We start from the raw sequence: 13,938 nt of genomic DNA on the forward strand, positions 1-13,938 counted from the left end.
AGCCGGGTGCGGCTGAGGCCTACGAAGCCACACGTCTCGCTTATGAACTGGGTGATGCGCGAGGGACGCGGCTGGAGCCAGAATGATCTGGCCCGCGAGGCAGCCGTGACCCACTCGGCAGTGGCGCGGTTCGAGGCGGGTGGGACCATCCCGACCCTGCCGGTGCTCGAGCGCCTGGCGCGCGCCTTGGATGCGCAGGGCCCCACTGTGAGGCCCTTTTCCGGCGGCTAGCCGGCCTTGCGGTCGACAGGAGAGGTGAGGCCGGCGACCGCGGCCACGACCTCCGAGGCGTTCGACAGGTCGGGCAGCACGACGTCCGCCCCTGCCTCGCGCAGCTCCGCCGCCGTCGAGCGGCCCGACGCGACGGCCACCATCGCCGCGCCGCCGATGCGCGCCGCCTGCACGTCGCGGGTGGAGTCGCCGATCAGCACGGTGTTGGCCGCCGTGAAAGGCGTGCCGTGGCGCTGCTTGGCCCTGCCCTGGGCCACCTGCAGCAGCGTCGCCTTCGGGTAGACCTCCTCGCCGTAGCCGCCCAGGTCGAAGTCGACGTGTTTGTCCAGGCCGAACGCCTGGAGCTTGTGCACGGCGTTGCTCTTGATCGTGCCCGTGAGCACCGACTGGACGACGCCGTCGAGCCTCGAGACCGCCTTCAGCGCCTCCTTGGCACCGGGGAGCATGCGCCCCTCCTTGGCCAGTCGCTTGCGCCTGTCGGCGAAGGCGACGGCCAGTGCGGCGAGGAAGCGCGGCAGGTGGTCGTCCTCGGCGGGGATCCCGTTGACGGCGAGCGTCTCGAAGACGATCTCGGAGTCGGGACGGCCCATGGCGGGGGCCAGTTTGACCAGCGGCCGCCCCGTGACCCGTCGGAAGGCCTCGGCGTAGGCGTCCCTGGTGACGATCGCGACGTCGACCAGTGTCAGGTCGACGTTCCAGAGCACGAGACGGTTGATGGCGTCCTCCCTCGGAAGTACGCCGCCAGAGTACGGCCAGCCGGCGCGATGCATAAGCCGGCGGGGCGATTTAGGCATGGTCGAGCGCTGCGGCCAGCGTGTCGACGACCGGCCAGCCCGTCGCCTCCAGCGCCTCGCGCGGCGTCATCCCGCCCGTGTAGAGCACGGCCCTCGCGCCCACGTAGGCGGCCGCCATCCCGTCGTCCACGCTGTCGCCGATCACCAGGACCTGCGAGGGCTCGACGCTGAGCGCCGCGATGTGCGTGGCCATGTGCTCGGCCTTCTCACCGCCGGTCGTGCCGGTCAGCCCGTCGACCCTGGTGAAGTGGCCGTCGATGCCGAAGGAGGTGATCGTCGGGACCAGGTGGTCGTGCGGGGCCATCGAGCACAGCGACTGGGTGCCCGTCCAGCCCCTGAGGGAGGCCTCGGCGTCGGCCGCGAGACCGCAGGCCGCCATGAGCTGGAAGTAGCTGGTGTGGAAGCCCCTGTCGAGCTCCTCCCACTCGCCCTCCATCAGCGCCCGCCCGAGCATGCGCTCGTAGGCCAGCCAGATCGGGCGCGTGTAGACGGCCCTGAACCCGTCGGCGGTCAGCCCCGGCAGGCCGTAGGGCTTGAACACCTCGTTCGTGGCGCCCACCACGGCGTCGATGTCGTGAAAGAGAGTTCCGTTCCAGTCCCACACGATGTGCTGCGTCATGCCGTCCATTCTCCGGTCTGCAGGAGAGTGAGCGGTTCACGCTCAGCCGAGGAGGTCGGGGATCTCCTGGGTGGCGTACCACATCAGCTCGTGCGCCTCGGCGCCGTCGACGGTGAACCTGGCGTCGTCGTCACCGCCGTCGGAGGCGGGCAGCGCGGCGATGGCGGCCTCGATGTCGCCGGCCGCGCCGTCGTCGTCGATGTGGACGGCGGCGACCTTGGCCATGGGCACCGACTCCGCCAGCCGTACCCTCGCCCTCTCCTCCAGGTCGGTGCCCATGGAGAGGGCGCCGTCGGGCACCTCGACGGCCACGACCACCCGCCGGGGGGCGGCGGCGACGCCGTCGGCCCTGTCGGCGGCGAGCATGCGCAGCGAGGCGCGGGCCGCCTCCGTGAGGGCGACGTACTCCAGCTCCTCGGTGTCGCCGGAGGCGTACCACTCTGTCAGCGCGGGGGTCACCGCGTAGCCGGTCAGCGGGGCCGGGCCGAGCTCACCCTCGGCCGCGGCGCGGGCCAGCGCGGGAAGGGTGCTCGGCAGGTATACGCGCATCGGAAACCTTTCACGACGTTCAGGGGACCCATCATCGCAGGGGGACGCCCAGCAGCGTCTCCAGCTCGGCGATGGTCGTGTCAGGGTCGATGTGGTGGATGCCGATGATCCCCAGCGAGCGGGCCGCGGCGATGTTGATCTCGATGTCGTCGATGAAGACGCACTCGGGAGCGGTCAGCCCGATGAGGCCGAGGGCGTGCTGGAAGATGCGCGGCTCGGGCTTGCGCATGCCGATCTCACCCGAGATGACGACGGCGTCGAAGATCTCGTCCCAGCCGTCGCGCGGGTACTCGTTGGCCCACGAGTTGGAGAGCAGACAGATCCTGACACCTGCCGTGCGGGCCTTGAGCAGCATGTCGTACATGGCGTCGACGCGCTGGAAGCCGAGGAACATCCGGGTGAGCAGGCCGTCCGCGAGGGGCGGCGTGCCGTCGACCGTGCGCAGCCTGGCGGCCAGCTCGCGCTCGAACTCCACAGCGGTGATCTCGCCGCGTTCGAGGGCGTGGACGGCGCTCTCCTGGCGGAGCAGCTCGCGCATGACCGTGCGGTAGTGCTCGCCGTCGAGACGGTCGGACTCGATCCAGGTGGCGACGGCCTCGGACATGCTCGTGGTGAGCACGCCGCCCCAGTCGATCAGGACTCCCTTGACCATGGGGTGCAGCCTATATCCCCTAAATGGAGCCGGTCATTTCGCTCGATAGGGTGATTTTCCCTCCAAGGCGACGAAGGGACACGAGTGTCGGACGAGTTCACCGCGCCAGGCCTTGAGCTGTTCCACCTTCCCCCTCTCTTCCCCGACGGACCGGCATGGCTGACCAAGCCCGTGCTGATCGCCATCCTGTCCGCGCTGCTGATCACCGCCTTCTTCTGGTCCGCCTTCGCCAGCCCGAAGCTCGTGCCCAGGGGCATGCAGAACCTCGGCGAGCTCGGCTACACGTTCGTCCGCGACCAGATCGGGAAGCCGTTCCTCGGCAGGCACACCGACCGCTGGATGGGGCTGCTCCTCACTGTCTTCTTCACCGCCCTGGTGTGGAACGTGATGGGCGTCGTCCCGCTGATCCAGTATCCGATCGCGGCCAACATCGCCTTCCCCATGGTGCTGGCCCTCACCGTCTACATCCTGAAGATCCATCAGGGCGTCAAGCACCACGGCTGGTCCAGGTTCCTCGGTGGGTTGCTGTTTCCCGAGGGGCTCCCGAAGTGGGCACTCGGCATCTACGTCCCGCTGGTGTTCGCCGAGTACTTCCTGAACTCGCTGTTCACGCACTTCGTCCGGTTGTTCGCGAACATGTTCGCCGGGCACCTGATCCTGGCCTTCTTCAGCTCGGTCGGCTTCTGGTTCCTGTTCGAGCACCTCACCCCGCTCGGATCGATCGTCGGGATCGTCGGCGTGGTCATGACGGTGCTGATGACCGGCTTCGAGCTGTTCATCATGTTCCTGCAGGCGTTCCTGTTCACGCTGCTTGCCGCGATGTTCATCGGCGACGCCATCGAGGGCACGCACTGACCCGGCGGTGATCTCCGCGACCCTCGGGGACTGCGACTAGCGGGCCGCTCTCTCGATCCTGTCCGCCAGCCTGCGGTGCTCGGCCGAGCGGAGCACCTTGGCCGCCTGGGCCGCCGAGGCGACGGGGGCCGCCTTGAGGAAGCCGCGCTTGTGCCGGAGTTCGAGGAGCCTGGTCACCGACTCGTCGAGACGCTGCTGGGAGATGCGGCCCGACTTCACCGCCGCCAGCACCGCGCCGTAGGCCTTGGGCAGGCTCGGCGGCATGAGCAGCAGGTCGGCGCCCGCCAGCACGGCGCGCACGGCGACCTCGCCGTCGTTGTACTTCTTGCGCACGCCCTCCATGTTGAGCGCGTCGGTGGAGACGACGCCGTCGAAGCCGAGCTTGTCGCGCAGCAGCCCGGTCAGGATGGGCTTGGACAGCGTGGCGGGGTCGCCCGAGGGGTCGAGCTTGGGCATGACGATGTGCGCGCTCATGACCGCGTCCACGTCGGCGCCGATCGCGGCCTTGAACGGCGGCGCGTCGAGCGAGGCCCACTGGGCGCGGGTGTGCTTGATGACCGGCAGGCCCGTGTGGCTGTCGGTCCTGGTGTCGCCGTGGCCGGGGAAGTGCTTGGCCGTGGCGGCGACGCCGGCGTCGTGGAAGCCCTTGACCGAGGCGGCGACCATCTGGGCGACGCGCGCCGGGTCGTCGCCGAAGGCGCGCTTGCCGATGACCGGGTTCTTCGGGTCGATGTTGACGTCCGCCACGGGGGCGAAGTCGAGGTTGACACCGAGCGCCTTCAGCTCGGCCCCCGTGGCCTTCGCCGCTTCGCGGGCCAGGCCCGTGTTGCGCGTGGCGCCGACGACCGAGGCCCCCGGCAGGTCGGTGACCAGCGCGGACATCCGGGAGACCAGGCCGTTCTCCTGGTCGGTGCCGATCAGGAGCGGCACGCGCTTCGAGGCCTTCTGCATGCCGTTGGTCAGCGAGACGACCTGGGAGACGCTCTTGATGTTGCCGGGGAAGAGGATCACGCCGCCGAGGTGGTACTTGGCGATCACCTTGGCGGGGGTGCTCGCGCCGAACGAGGTCTGGTTGCCCTCGGCGGCGCTGTCGGCGGAGGTGCCGTTGAGCACGGGCATGAACAGCTGGCCGACCTTCTCCTCGACGCTCATCGCCGCCAGCGCCCGCCGTACGGTGTCGGGCCTGCTCCCGGCCTGCGCGGGCGTGGGTGACGCGGGCGCGGAGGAGGCGGGAGGGGTGGACGCGACGGCTGGAGGAGCCACCGAGCCGGCGGCCCCCGCGCTGCCCGACGCGCCTCCGCACGCCGCCAGGGTGGCCGTCGCGATCATCAGGACGCCTGCGCTGCGGATGCCTCGAACCATGTGTCCAAACTATCGGCCGCGTGCGGGTGTTGAGGCCGACTCGTCATTCGCCGGCTACAGGCCGAGCGCCGCCAGCCGCGGAAGGGCCGCGCGGGCCGCCGCCCTCGCCCCCGCCGCCGTGCTCTGCGCCCTGGCGGCCTCGGCCGCGGCGCGGCACTGCGCCAGCGTGTGCCCGGCCAGCCCCGCCCGTACGGCAGGCAGCGAGGGAGCGCTCATCGACAGCGTCGCCACGCCCAGCCCCACCAGCACGCACGCCAGCACGGGATCGGCCGCCGCCTCGCCGCACACCCCGCACGGCCTGCCGTGCTCGCCCACGGCCAGGGCGATCAGGTCGAGCAGGGCGGGCTGCCACGCGTCCTGCAGCGCGCTCAGCGCCCCCACCTGGCGGTCGGCCGCGAACGTGTACTGCGCGAGGTCGTTGGTCCCGATCGAGAAGAAGTCCACGGCCGCCGCCAGATCCCCGGCCCTGAGCGCCGCGGCCGGCACCTCGATCATCACTCCCGCCGAGGTCAGCCCTCTGGCCCTGCACGCCTCGGTGAACCAGGTCGCCTCCTCCACCGTGGCCACCATGGGCGCCATCACCTGCAACCGGGCCGGCAGCCCCTCGGCCGCCCTGGCCAGCGCGTCGAGCTGCTCGGCCATGACCTCGGGATGCACCCTGAACATCCGCAGCCCCCGCTCGCCGAGCGCGGGGTTCGGCTCCTCGCCCTGGGCCGGCAGGAAGGCCAGCGGCTTGTCGGCGCCCGCGTCGAGCGTGCGGACCACGACCTTTCCTCCGGGGAAGGCCTCCAGCACGGCCCGGTAGGCCGTCTCCTGCTCGGCCCCCGTGGGCGGCTGCTTCCTGTCCAGGAAGAGGAACTCCGTGCGGTATAGCCCGACGCCTTCGGCGCCGTTGGCCAGCGCCGCCTTCACCTCGCCAGGCCCGCCGAGGTTGACCAGCAGCGGGACGGCGTGCCCGTCGGAGGTCCCGCCAGGACCTGTCGCGGCCCTGAGCGCCTGCTCCCTGGCCTCGGAGCGCCGCCTGGCCGCGGCCACCTCGCGCTCGCCGGGCTCGACGGTGACCGTGCCCGCGGCTCCGTCCACGAGCACGCGGACACCTGGCGTCAGTCCTGTGGCGCCGCGGGCGGCCACCACCGCGGGCACGCCCATCGCTCGCGCCAGGATCGCGGTGTGACTGGTAGGGCCGCCCTCCTCCGTCACGAACGCGGCCACGACGTCCTTGGACAGCAGCGCCGTGTCGGCGGGCGCCAGGTCCCTGGCCACCAGCACGTACGGCTCGGCCGCCACGTCGGGCACCCCCGGCATCGTCCGGCCTGTCAGCACGGCGACCGTGCGGTCCCTGATGTCGTCGAGGTCGGCCGCCCGCTCGCCCAGGTAGCCGCCCGCCGAGGTCAGCAGGTCGCGGTAGGTCCCGAACGAGTCGTAGACGGCCCTCTCCGCGGCCGTGCCCCTGTCGATCAACGCGTCGACCCCCACGGCCAGGCCGGGGTCGCGGGCCATCAGCGCCTGGGCGGCGAGCACGTCCTTCGCCTCGCCGCCGGCCCTGACGCCGCGCGCCTCCAGGTCGGCCGCGACCTTCTCCAGCGCGGCGTGCGCCCGCGCCTTCTCCTCCTCCGCCTCGCCCACGTAGGTGGCGCCCTCGGGGGGTTCGGGCACCGAGGCGGTCAGCACGTAGACGGGGCCGTGCCCGATGCCCGGGCTGACCCCCACCCCCGCGACGATCATGGCGCCGATGCGATCGCGGCCAGCTCGTCGAGCAACTCCTCCGCGCCATCTCCCTCGGCCCTGATCACGATCGTCTCGCCCTGGCGCACGTCGAGCCCCATCACCATGAGGATGCTCTTGGCGTTGACGGGCTGGCCGCCCTGCCTGGCCACGGTGACGTCGATGTCGGCCTTCGCCGCCGCCTGCACGAACGTCGCCGCGGGTCGGGCGTGCAGGCCGACCTCCGCCTCGACGGTCACCTTGCGCTCGGCCATCGGGGATCCTCCTTGCTGTGCCGGTCCAGACCAGCTGGACTCACGAAAAGGGCGGCCAGCCGACCGCGGTCAGGTCAGCGACCACGAGATCGGCGTCGGCCAGGTCCTCGCCGGCGTGGGTGGTGGCCACTCCCACGCACTTCATACCCGCCGCTTTCGCCGCGGATATCCCCGCCACCGAGTCCTCGAAGACTACGCAATCATCCGGATCCACCCTCAGCCGGGCGGCGGCCAGCAGGAAGCCGGCCGGGTCGGGCTTGCCGACCTCGACGTCCTCGGCCGTCACGAGCACCTCGAACAGGCTCCTGACCCCGACCTGGTCGAGCCGCGTCTCGGCCCAGTCACGCCGGGCGGAGGTCACCAGGCCGATGCGCGAGCCGTACGCGGCGACCTTGCGGACCAGCTCGGCGGCGCCGGGGACGGGGGCGACGTCGGGCAGCCCCGGGTGGTCGTCGTAGCTGAAGACCTCGGCGATCAGCTGCTCCACGTCGTGGTCGGGGAAGATCTCGGGGAGCACGTCCCTGCCCCTGCGCCCCATGAAGATGGCCACGTCGTGATCGAGCTGGTGGTTGTCGAGCAGCATCTGCCAGATCATCCTGTTGCGCCGCTCGGTGTCGATCAGCGTGCCGTCGAGGTCGAAGAGCGCCACGGCACGGACTCTGCCCCGCTCGCTGTCTACGCCCATCGGAAGAGCTCGTCCCCCACGTGGACGGGGCCGTGGGCGACCTCGGTCACCGACTCCGCCCTGGCGTCGAGCGCCACCACGGGGCAGACGGGCGAGCGCCCGCCCGCCTCTATCACGGCGGGATCCCACGCCACGACGGGCTGGCCCGCGCTGACCCTGTCGCCCTCGGTCGCCAGCAGCCTGAAGCCCTCCCCCTTGAGCTGCACCGTGTCGATCCCCAGGTGCACCAGCACGCCCTTGCCGTCGTCCCCCACGATGACGTAGGCGTGCGGATGCAGTTTCATGATCTTTCCGTCGATCGGCGCCACAGCGTTGCCAGGCGCCCTCGCCGGGTCGATAGCCGTCCCGGGCCCGACCATGCCCGCCGAGAACACCGGATCGGGCACGGCGCCCAGCCCCACCGCGGCCCCGTCAACCGGAGCGAGAACGCTGGTCATTGGTCCCCCCTGCAGCAGAGCGCCGGCGGCGGGGAATCCGCCGCCGGCGCTCTAGCCGATGATGTCCTCGATGTCGCTGGCGATCGTGTCGGCCTCGGGGCCCACCACGACCTGAACGACGTTGCCCGCGGCCATCACCCCGTGAGCTCCTGCGGCCTTGAGCGCCGCCTGGTCGACCTTGGAGGCGTCGTGCACCTCGGTGCGCAGCCGCGTGATGCACGGCTCGATCTCGATGATGTTGTCCACACCACCGAGCCCGGCGATGATCGCGTTCGCGTCCGCCGCCATCTGTCCTCCCTTGTCGTTACGTCTCTGTGACCAGGCTAAACGACCGTGGACGATCAGTCGGTCTGGGTCACCTTGTTGAGGCCGCGCGGCGCGTCGGGGTCGATGCCCAGGCGCCTGGCGAGGGCTTCGGTGAGCAGCTGCCCAGGAACGATCAGGCCCATGGGGGCGACCCACTCGGGCAGGTCGGGGCCGTTCAGCGCCGCCGTACCCGCCTTGGCCAGGGCCGCGCCGCCGCCCACGGTGAAGGCCGCCGCACCCGCGCCGACCACCCGCTCGGCCAGGGCGACCGTGCCCGCCAGCGTCGGGCTGTTCTCCGCCGCGACCAGCAGCGCGGGGGTGTCCTCGTCCACGACGGCGATCGGGCCGTGCAGCAGGTCGGCGTAGGACAGGCCCATGGCGTGCAGGTAGCAGGCCTCCTTGAGCTTCAGCGCGGTCTCCAGGGCGGTGGAGAAGGCCAGGGCCGCGGCCCGAGACGACCACGCCGGGCTTGTCGGCCAGGCCCTCGACGACCGCTTCGAGGTCACCGGGCTCGGCGATCAGCTTCTCGACGGCGTCGGGCACCCGCTGCAGGTCGGCGGCGTCCACGTCCGCGCCGAGCCCCAGCGCGAGGACGGCCAGGGCCGCCAGCTGCGTGGTGTAGGTCTTGGTGGCGGGGACCGCCTTCTCCTCGCCCGCCAGGGTGACCAGCGCGAGGTCGGCCGCCTGGGCGAGCGGGCTGTCCTCGCCCCCGTTGGTGATGCCGACGGTCCTGGCGCCGCACTCCTTGGCCCAGGTCAGCGTCTCCACGATCTCCTCGGTCTTGCCCGACTGGGAGATCGCGACGGCCAGGACGCCTTCGAGGTCGAGTTTGCGCCTGTAGGTGGTGGCGATGGAGGGCGCGGCGAGGGCCGACAGACGGCCCGCGTGCGATTCCACCAGGTAGCGGCCGTAGACTGCGGCGTTGTCGGAGGTACCGCGCGCGATGAACAGCAACTGCCGGGTCTGCTCGCCGAGCGCCTTCACCTCGCCGACTCGGGGGAGCAAGGAGTCCAGGGTGGCCCGCAGCGCGGCCGGCTGCTCGGCGATCTCGCTGCGCATTCTCGTGGTCATCTTGTCCCCATCGCTTGACTCCTATTTCCGGCATGTGGTCTAGTCCGGACTAGACCAGTACGAACCATAGCTCATCATTCAAGGTCAGATCGAGGGGAGGATCCGTGGCGCACATCGATCCGGACAGCCCGGTGCCCAAGTACTTCCAGCTCCGCGAGATCCTGCTGGATCTCATAGACAGCAACGAGCTCAGCATCGGGGCGGCCATCCCGTCCGAGCGCGAGCTCTGCCAGCGATTCGGGCTGTCGCGGATGACCGTCCGCCAGGCGGTCGACCACCTCGTCTCCGAGGGACGCCTGCACAGGGTGCCGGGCAAGGGCACCTTCGTCGCCAGGCCGAAGATCGAGCTGGCCCTCCAGCTCACCTCCTTCACCAACGACATGCGCGCCCGTGGTCTCGAGCCCGGCTCGCGCGACCTCGACAGACGCATCGTGCGCGCGAGCGCGCACCTGGCCAAGGAGCTGGGGATCCAGCCGGGAGAGGAGGTGCACTTCATCGAGCGGCTGCGGACCGCCGACGGAGAGCCCCTGTCGATCGAGCGGGCGCACATCCCCGTCTCGCTCGCTCCCGACCTGGCCGATCACGACCTCACGGGGCGCTCGCTCTACCAGCTGCTGGAGCAGCGCTACGGGATCGTCATGGACGCGGGCGAGCTGACCATCGACGGCGGCCTCGCCGATCCCAGCGACGCCGACCTGCTGAAGCTGCCCAGAGGAGGGGCGGTGCTGCTGCTGCAGCGGCGCTCGTTCGCCGGCGGGGTCTGCGCCGAGCTCGGTGTCTCCACCTACCGGGCCGATCGGTACCAGTTGCGCACCATGCTGGAGATCCCCGCCCGCCGCGGCTGACCGGTTCTGCGCGGGTGCGGCATGCTACGTCAGGACCCCGTTCCCTTCCCCCCGACACCCCCGGAGGAACGACCGGTGAACGACTCCGCCGCGATCTCTTCGCCGTTCGCCCGTCTCATGGCCGTGCTCCAGCGTCTGGGCCGCTCGCTCATGCTGCCCATCGCGGCCCTGCCCGCCGCGGCGCTGTTACTGCGGTTCGGCCAGCCCGACATGCTCGGCTCCAACGGCGCCGAGCCGGGCGGGCTGGCCGACGTGTCGGGCCTGACGTGGATGACGCACGTCGCCGCGGTGCTCGACGCCTCCGGCAAGGCTCTGCTGGAGAACCTGCCGCTGCTGTTCGCGGTAGGGGTGGCGATCGGGTTCGCCCGCAAGGGGGACGGCTCGACCGCGCTGGCGGCCGTGGTGGGCTACCTCGTCTTCGACCGCGTCAGCAAGGTGATGTTCTTCGACTCGGCGATCCGCGACACGGTCATGATCCGCCAGGTCAAGGAGCAGGGGATCACCGAGGTCGTCAACTACGGCGTCCAGAACCCGACCAAGGTGCTCGGCGGCATCCTGATCGGACTGGTGACCGCGATCCTCTGGCAGCGCTTCTACCGCATCAAGCTGCCGTCGTGGCTGGCCTTCTTCGGCGGCCGCCGCTTCGTCCCGATCGTCACCTCGATCGCGGCACTGGTGCTGGGTGTGCTGATCGGCTGGATCTGGCCGGTGCTCGGCGGGTGGATCGGCGAGGCGGGCAAGGCGCTGGCCGACGCGGGGGCCGTGGGCACGGGCCTGTACGGCTTCTTCAACCGCCTGCTCGTGCCGCTCGGCCTGCACCACTTCGTCAACTCGATCGTCTGGTACGTCGTGCCTGAGTGCCAGGTCGGAGGGCGAGCGCTGGCGGGCGACTGGAACTGCTACTTCGGCGGTGACCCCAACGCCGGGGAGTTCATGGCCGGCTTCTTCCCCATCATGATGTTCGCCCTGCCCGCCGCCGCCCTTGCCATCTGGCGCGCGGCGCTTCCTGGCAGGCGGAAGGCCGTAGGCGGCATCATGCTCTCGGCCGCGCTCGCCTCCTTCGTCACGGGCATCACCGAGCCGATCGAGTTCGCCTTCCTGTTCGTGGCGCCGGTGCTGCTGGTGGTGCACGCCGTGCTCACCGGGATCGCGATGGCGGTGACCACGCTGATCGGCGGCCAGCTCGGCTTCGGCTTCTCGGCGGGACTGCTGGACATGCTGCTCAACGCGAGCAAGTCCAACACCCAGAACCTCGTGGGGATCCTGGTCGTCGGGGTGATCTACGGAGCGGTGTACTACGTCGTGTTCAGCTTCCTGATCAGGCGGCTGAACATCATGACGCCTGGACGCGAGCCCGAGGTGGACGTCGACTCGGGCGAGAGCGCCGTCCCTGCCAGACCCGCCGCCACCTGACCGGACGGCTCACCGCGGCGTTTCCCCAGGACGGCGCGTGGTAGATATCCCGCATCCCCCGTGAGCATCTGCCGGGGGAGTCGGGATGAGCACTGCGAGCGCCGAGGGCGGCACCTCCTTCTGGTCGTCCGCGTTCGCCGTGCTGCAGCGGGTCGGCCGTTCGCTGATGATGCCCATCGCGGTTCTGCCCGCCGCCGGTCTTCTGCTCAGGTTCGGCCAGGAGGACCTGCTCGGCCGTAGCGACAACGCCCTCCTCGACAAGGTGGCCTCGGTCTTCGCCGCCGCGGGCGGCGCGCTCTTCGACAACCTGCCACTGCTGTTCGCGATCGGGGTGGCCATCGGCTTCGCCAAGAAGGCCGACGGCTCGACCGCGCTCGCCGCCCTCGTCGGCTACCTCGTCTTCGACCAGGTCACCAGGCGGATGTTCTTCGACTCCTCCGCCGAAGCGGTCAAGAGCAAGGTCACCCTCACCCTGCAGGACGGCTCGACGGTCATCAACCAGGCGGCCTCCTCCCAGCCGACGGGCGTGCTCGGCGGCATCATGATCGGCCTGGTCGCCGCCGTGCTGTGGCAGCGCTACTACCGGATCAGGCTGCCCAGCTGGCTCGCCTTCTTCGGCGGCAGACGCTTCGTGCAGATCGTCACCGCCGTGACCGCGCTCGCCCTGGGCGTGATCTTCGGCCTCGTCTGGCCGCCCATCGGCACCGCGCTCACCAGCTTCGGCGACTGGCTGGCCACCCACTCCGCGCTCGGCGCCGGCGTCTACGGCGTGGCCAACCGGCTTCTGATCCCCCTCGGCCTGCACCACTTCGTCAACTCGATCGTGTGGACCGTCATCCCCGAGTGCACCGTGAACGGCGTGCAGGCGGCGGGCGACCTCAAGTGCTACGCGATCGGCCAGGACGGCGCCGGCATCTTCATGACCGGCTTCTTCCCCGTGCTGATGTTCGGCGTGCCGGGCGCGGCGCTGGCGATCTGGAGGGCGGCGCCCTCGCACAAGCGGGCCGCCGTGGGCTCCATCATGGTCGGCGGCGCGCTGACCGCGTTCGTCACGGGGATCACCGAGCCGGTGGAGTTCGCGTTCATCTTCGTCGCTCCGATGCTGTTCGTCGTCCACGCGCTGCTCACGGGCGTGTCGATGGCGCTGATGGCGGCGATGGACACGCGGCTGGGCTTCAGCTTCTCCGCGGGCGGCATCGACATGCTGCTCAACGCCACCAAGTCCAACACGCACGGGCTGGTGCTGATCATCCTGATCGGGCTGGCCTACTTCGTCGTGTACTACCTGCTGTTCAGCTTCCTGATCCGCAGGCTCGACATCCTCACCCCAGGACGGGAGCCCGACGAGGACACCGTCCCCCCGGGCAGGGGAGCCGGATCCTCGGAATGATCACAGCCGGAAGGCGTGCGGGCAACCGTCCGGAAAGGATTCGGCGCGCCCCTCAAGAGACGGGGACTCGCCGGAATCCGGTGAGAGCTGGGCGCCAACCGATCCAACTCCGCGCGATCTTTTTCGTTGATCGCCGCAAAAACCTCCAGGGCAGCGCGAAGTTGGCGGCCGACGTATCTGGGCGTGGGACCGAAAACTCCTTATAGCGACGTTCTCACCCATGAGGTTGGAGGTTTCATGCCATCCCGGCTGCGCCCCGTTCCGCTCCCCCACGTCACCCTCACCCCGGTCCCCGACCCGCCGTACGACGGAGAGCGCCGCGCCCCCGAGCCCGCCACCGACGGCTCCCTCGCTCTGGCGCCCGCCGCCCCTCGCCCCCTGGTCTGGGGGCCGCCGGGCTCCGTCCCCGACGAGCGGCACCTGCGCCACCTCGGTCAGGCGCTAGCCGAGATCCTCACCGGCCGCCGCCCTCCCGAGACGGTGGCCGACCGCCTCACCGACCGCGCCTACGCCGAACTCGTCAGGGCGGGACGGATGATCGTGACCAGCAGCCGCCCGCTCGTCGGCCGTCCCCACGTCAAGCAGCCGAAGGAGGGGGCGGTGGAGATGTGCCTGCTCATGCACTGCGGCGAGCGCCACCACGTGCTGGCCGTCCGGCTCGAGCGCCGGGGCGTCCAGTGGCTCTGCACGGATTTCGAAACCGCCTGAGCCCCCTTTATCGGAAAGCAACGCACCCGGGCCACCACAAGG

The 13,938-nt window shown here is 70.6% G+C and carries 16 protein-coding genes and 1 pseudogene; 6 read left to right on the forward strand and 11 right to left on the reverse strand.

Annotated features, from left to right (window positions below; all coding sequences use genetic code 11):
* Window positions 1-54 precede the first annotated feature (54 nt).
* Complete coding sequence (locus FHR33_RS52710) at window positions 55-231, forward strand: helix-turn-helix domain-containing protein (protein ID WP_312896008.1); 177 nt, start codon at window positions 55-57, stop codon at window positions 229-231.
* Here the strand turns inward: FHR33_RS52710 and FHR33_RS19960 are convergent.
* From FHR33_RS19960 to FHR33_RS19975, 4 genes are all read right to left on the reverse strand, one after another.
* Window positions 228-935, reverse strand: a complete 708-nt coding sequence (locus tag FHR33_RS19960; protein ID WP_312895627.1) for an HAD family hydrolase — start codon at window positions 933-935, stop codon at window positions 228-230. The two genes, FHR33_RS52710 and FHR33_RS19960, sit on opposite strands and share 4 nt — an antisense overlap.
* 82 nt (window positions 936-1,017) lie before the next feature.
* Window positions 1,018-1,644, reverse strand: coding sequence for an HAD family hydrolase (locus FHR33_RS19965; RefSeq protein ID WP_183649887.1), 627 nt, complete (start codon window positions 1,642-1,644; stop codon window positions 1,018-1,020).
* Window positions 1,645-1,686: 42 nt separating this feature from the next.
* Window positions 1,687-2,193: a DUF6912 family protein gene (locus tag FHR33_RS19970; RefSeq protein ID WP_183649890.1), complete on the reverse strand. Its 507-nt coding sequence runs from the start codon at window positions 2,191-2,193 to the stop codon at window positions 1,687-1,689.
* A gap of 31 nt (window positions 2,194-2,224) precedes the next feature.
* Window positions 2,225-2,845 (reverse strand): HAD family hydrolase, encoded by a 621-nt coding sequence (locus tag FHR33_RS19975; RefSeq protein WP_183649893.1) that lies wholly within the window; start codon window positions 2,843-2,845, stop codon window positions 2,225-2,227.
* An 84-nt stretch (window positions 2,846-2,929) separates the two neighbouring features.
* On the opposite strand from FHR33_RS19975, the gene atpB reads away from it, so the two are divergent.
* The gene (gene atpB, locus FHR33_RS19980) at window positions 2,930-3,700 is read left to right on the forward strand and encodes a F0F1 ATP synthase subunit A (RefSeq protein ID WP_183649896.1); all 771 of its coding nucleotides are present in this window, start codon (window positions 2,930-2,932) and stop codon (window positions 3,698-3,700) included.
* Window positions 3,701-3,736: 36 nt separating this feature from the next.
* Here atpB and nagZ read toward each other — a convergent pair whose 3' ends face one another.
* The 7 genes and pseudogenes from nagZ to FHR33_RS20015 form a co-directional block, all read right to left on the reverse strand.
* On the reverse strand, window positions 3,737-5,062 hold the full coding sequence (nagZ, locus tag FHR33_RS19985) for a beta-N-acetylhexosaminidase (protein ID WP_183649900.1): 1,326 nt from the start codon (window positions 5,060-5,062) through the stop codon (window positions 3,737-3,739).
* Between the two features lie 54 nt (window positions 5,063-5,116).
* A complete protein-coding gene (ptsP, locus tag FHR33_RS19990; RefSeq protein WP_183649903.1) occupies window positions 5,117-6,787 on the reverse strand; it encodes a phosphoenolpyruvate--protein phosphotransferase in 1,671 nt (556 codons plus the stop codon).
* The gene (locus FHR33_RS19995; RefSeq protein WP_183649905.1) at window positions 6,784-7,041 is read right to left on the reverse strand and encodes an HPr family phosphocarrier protein; all 258 of its coding nucleotides are present in this window, start codon (window positions 7,039-7,041) and stop codon (window positions 6,784-6,786) included. Before FHR33_RS19995 ends, ptsP begins: the two co-directional genes overlap by 4 nt.
* Window positions 7,042-7,081: 40 nt before the next feature.
* A complete protein-coding gene (locus FHR33_RS20000; RefSeq protein WP_312895628.1) occupies window positions 7,082-7,690 on the reverse strand; it encodes an HAD family hydrolase in 609 nt (202 codons plus the stop codon).
* Between the two features lie 26 nt (window positions 7,691-7,716).
* Window positions 7,717-8,163, reverse strand: coding sequence for a PTS sugar transporter subunit IIA (locus tag FHR33_RS20005; RefSeq protein WP_183649910.1), 447 nt, complete (start codon window positions 8,161-8,163; stop codon window positions 7,717-7,719).
* Window positions 8,164-8,214: 51 nt separating this feature from the next.
* Window positions 8,215-8,508: a PTS sugar transporter subunit IIB gene (locus tag FHR33_RS20010; protein ID WP_281388398.1), complete on the reverse strand. Its 294-nt coding sequence runs from the start codon at window positions 8,506-8,508 to the stop codon at window positions 8,215-8,217.
* Window positions 8,505-9,540, reverse strand: a pseudogene (locus tag FHR33_RS20015) (SIS domain-containing protein). Before FHR33_RS20015 ends, FHR33_RS20010 begins: the two are co-directional and overlap by 4 nt.
* 104 nt (window positions 9,541-9,644) lie before the next feature.
* Here FHR33_RS20015 and FHR33_RS20020 point away from each other — a divergent pair.
* The 4 genes from FHR33_RS20020 to FHR33_RS20035 all read left to right on the forward strand — a co-directional run bounded on the left by FHR33_RS20020 (window position 9,645) and on the right by FHR33_RS20035 (window position 13,896).
* Complete coding sequence (locus tag FHR33_RS20020; RefSeq protein ID WP_183649917.1) at window positions 9,645-10,385, forward strand: GntR family transcriptional regulator; 741 nt, start codon at window positions 9,645-9,647, stop codon at window positions 10,383-10,385.
* A 75-nt stretch (window positions 10,386-10,460) separates the two neighbouring features.
* On the forward strand, window positions 10,461-11,798 hold the full coding sequence (locus FHR33_RS20025; RefSeq protein ID WP_312895629.1) for a PTS transporter subunit EIIC: 1,338 nt from the start codon (window positions 10,461-10,463) through the stop codon (window positions 11,796-11,798).
* Between the two features lie 85 nt (window positions 11,799-11,883).
* Entirely contained in the window at window positions 11,884-13,188 is a 1,305-nt protein-coding gene (locus FHR33_RS20030) for a PTS transporter subunit EIIC (RefSeq protein WP_183649923.1), read from the forward strand.
* Between the two features lie 237 nt (window positions 13,189-13,425).
* Window positions 13,426-13,896: an Rv3235 family protein gene (locus FHR33_RS20035; protein ID WP_183649925.1), complete on the forward strand. Its 471-nt coding sequence runs from the start codon at window positions 13,426-13,428 to the stop codon at window positions 13,894-13,896.
* Window positions 13,897-13,938: the final 42 nt, after the last annotated feature.

The sequence above is a fragment of the Nonomuraea dietziae genome (assembly GCF_014195505.1).
Lineage (GTDB): Bacteria > Actinomycetota > Actinomycetes > Streptosporangiales > Streptosporangiaceae > Nonomuraea > Nonomuraea roseola.

Coding starts and splice junctions, on each gene's coding strand:
- FHR33_RS52710 (WP_312896008.1), top strand. CDS start 55: ATGCGCGAGGGACGCGGCTGGAGCCAGAATGATCTGGCCCGCGAGGCA.
- FHR33_RS19965 (WP_183649887.1), bottom strand. CDS start 1,644: ATGACGCAGCACATCGTGTGGGACTGGAACGGAACTCTCTTTCACGAC.
- FHR33_RS19970 (WP_183649890.1), bottom strand. CDS start 2,193: ATGCGCGTATACCTGCCGAGCACCCTTCCCGCGCTGGCCCGCGCCGCG.
- FHR33_RS19975 (WP_183649893.1), bottom strand. CDS start 2,845: ATGGTCAAGGGAGTCCTGATCGACTGGGGCGGCGTGCTCACCACGAGC.
- nagZ (WP_183649900.1), bottom strand. CDS start 5,062: ATGGTTCGAGGCATCCGCAGCGCAGGCGTCCTGATGATCGCGACGGCC.
- ptsP (WP_183649903.1), bottom strand. CDS start 6,787: ATGATCGTCGCGGGGGTGGGGGTCAGCCCGGGCATCGGGCACGGCCCC.
- FHR33_RS19995 (WP_183649905.1), bottom strand. CDS start 7,041: ATGGCCGAGCGCAAGGTGACCGTCGAGGCGGAGGTCGGCCTGCACGCC.
- FHR33_RS20005 (WP_183649910.1), bottom strand. CDS start 8,163: ATGACCAGCGTTCTCGCTCCGGTTGACGGGGCCGCGGTGGGGCTGGGC.
- FHR33_RS20030 (WP_183649923.1), top strand. CDS start 11,884: ATGAGCACTGCGAGCGCCGAGGGCGGCACCTCCTTCTGGTCGTCCGCG.
- FHR33_RS20035 (WP_183649925.1), top strand. CDS start 13,426: ATGCCATCCCGGCTGCGCCCCGTTCCGCTCCCCCACGTCACCCTCACC.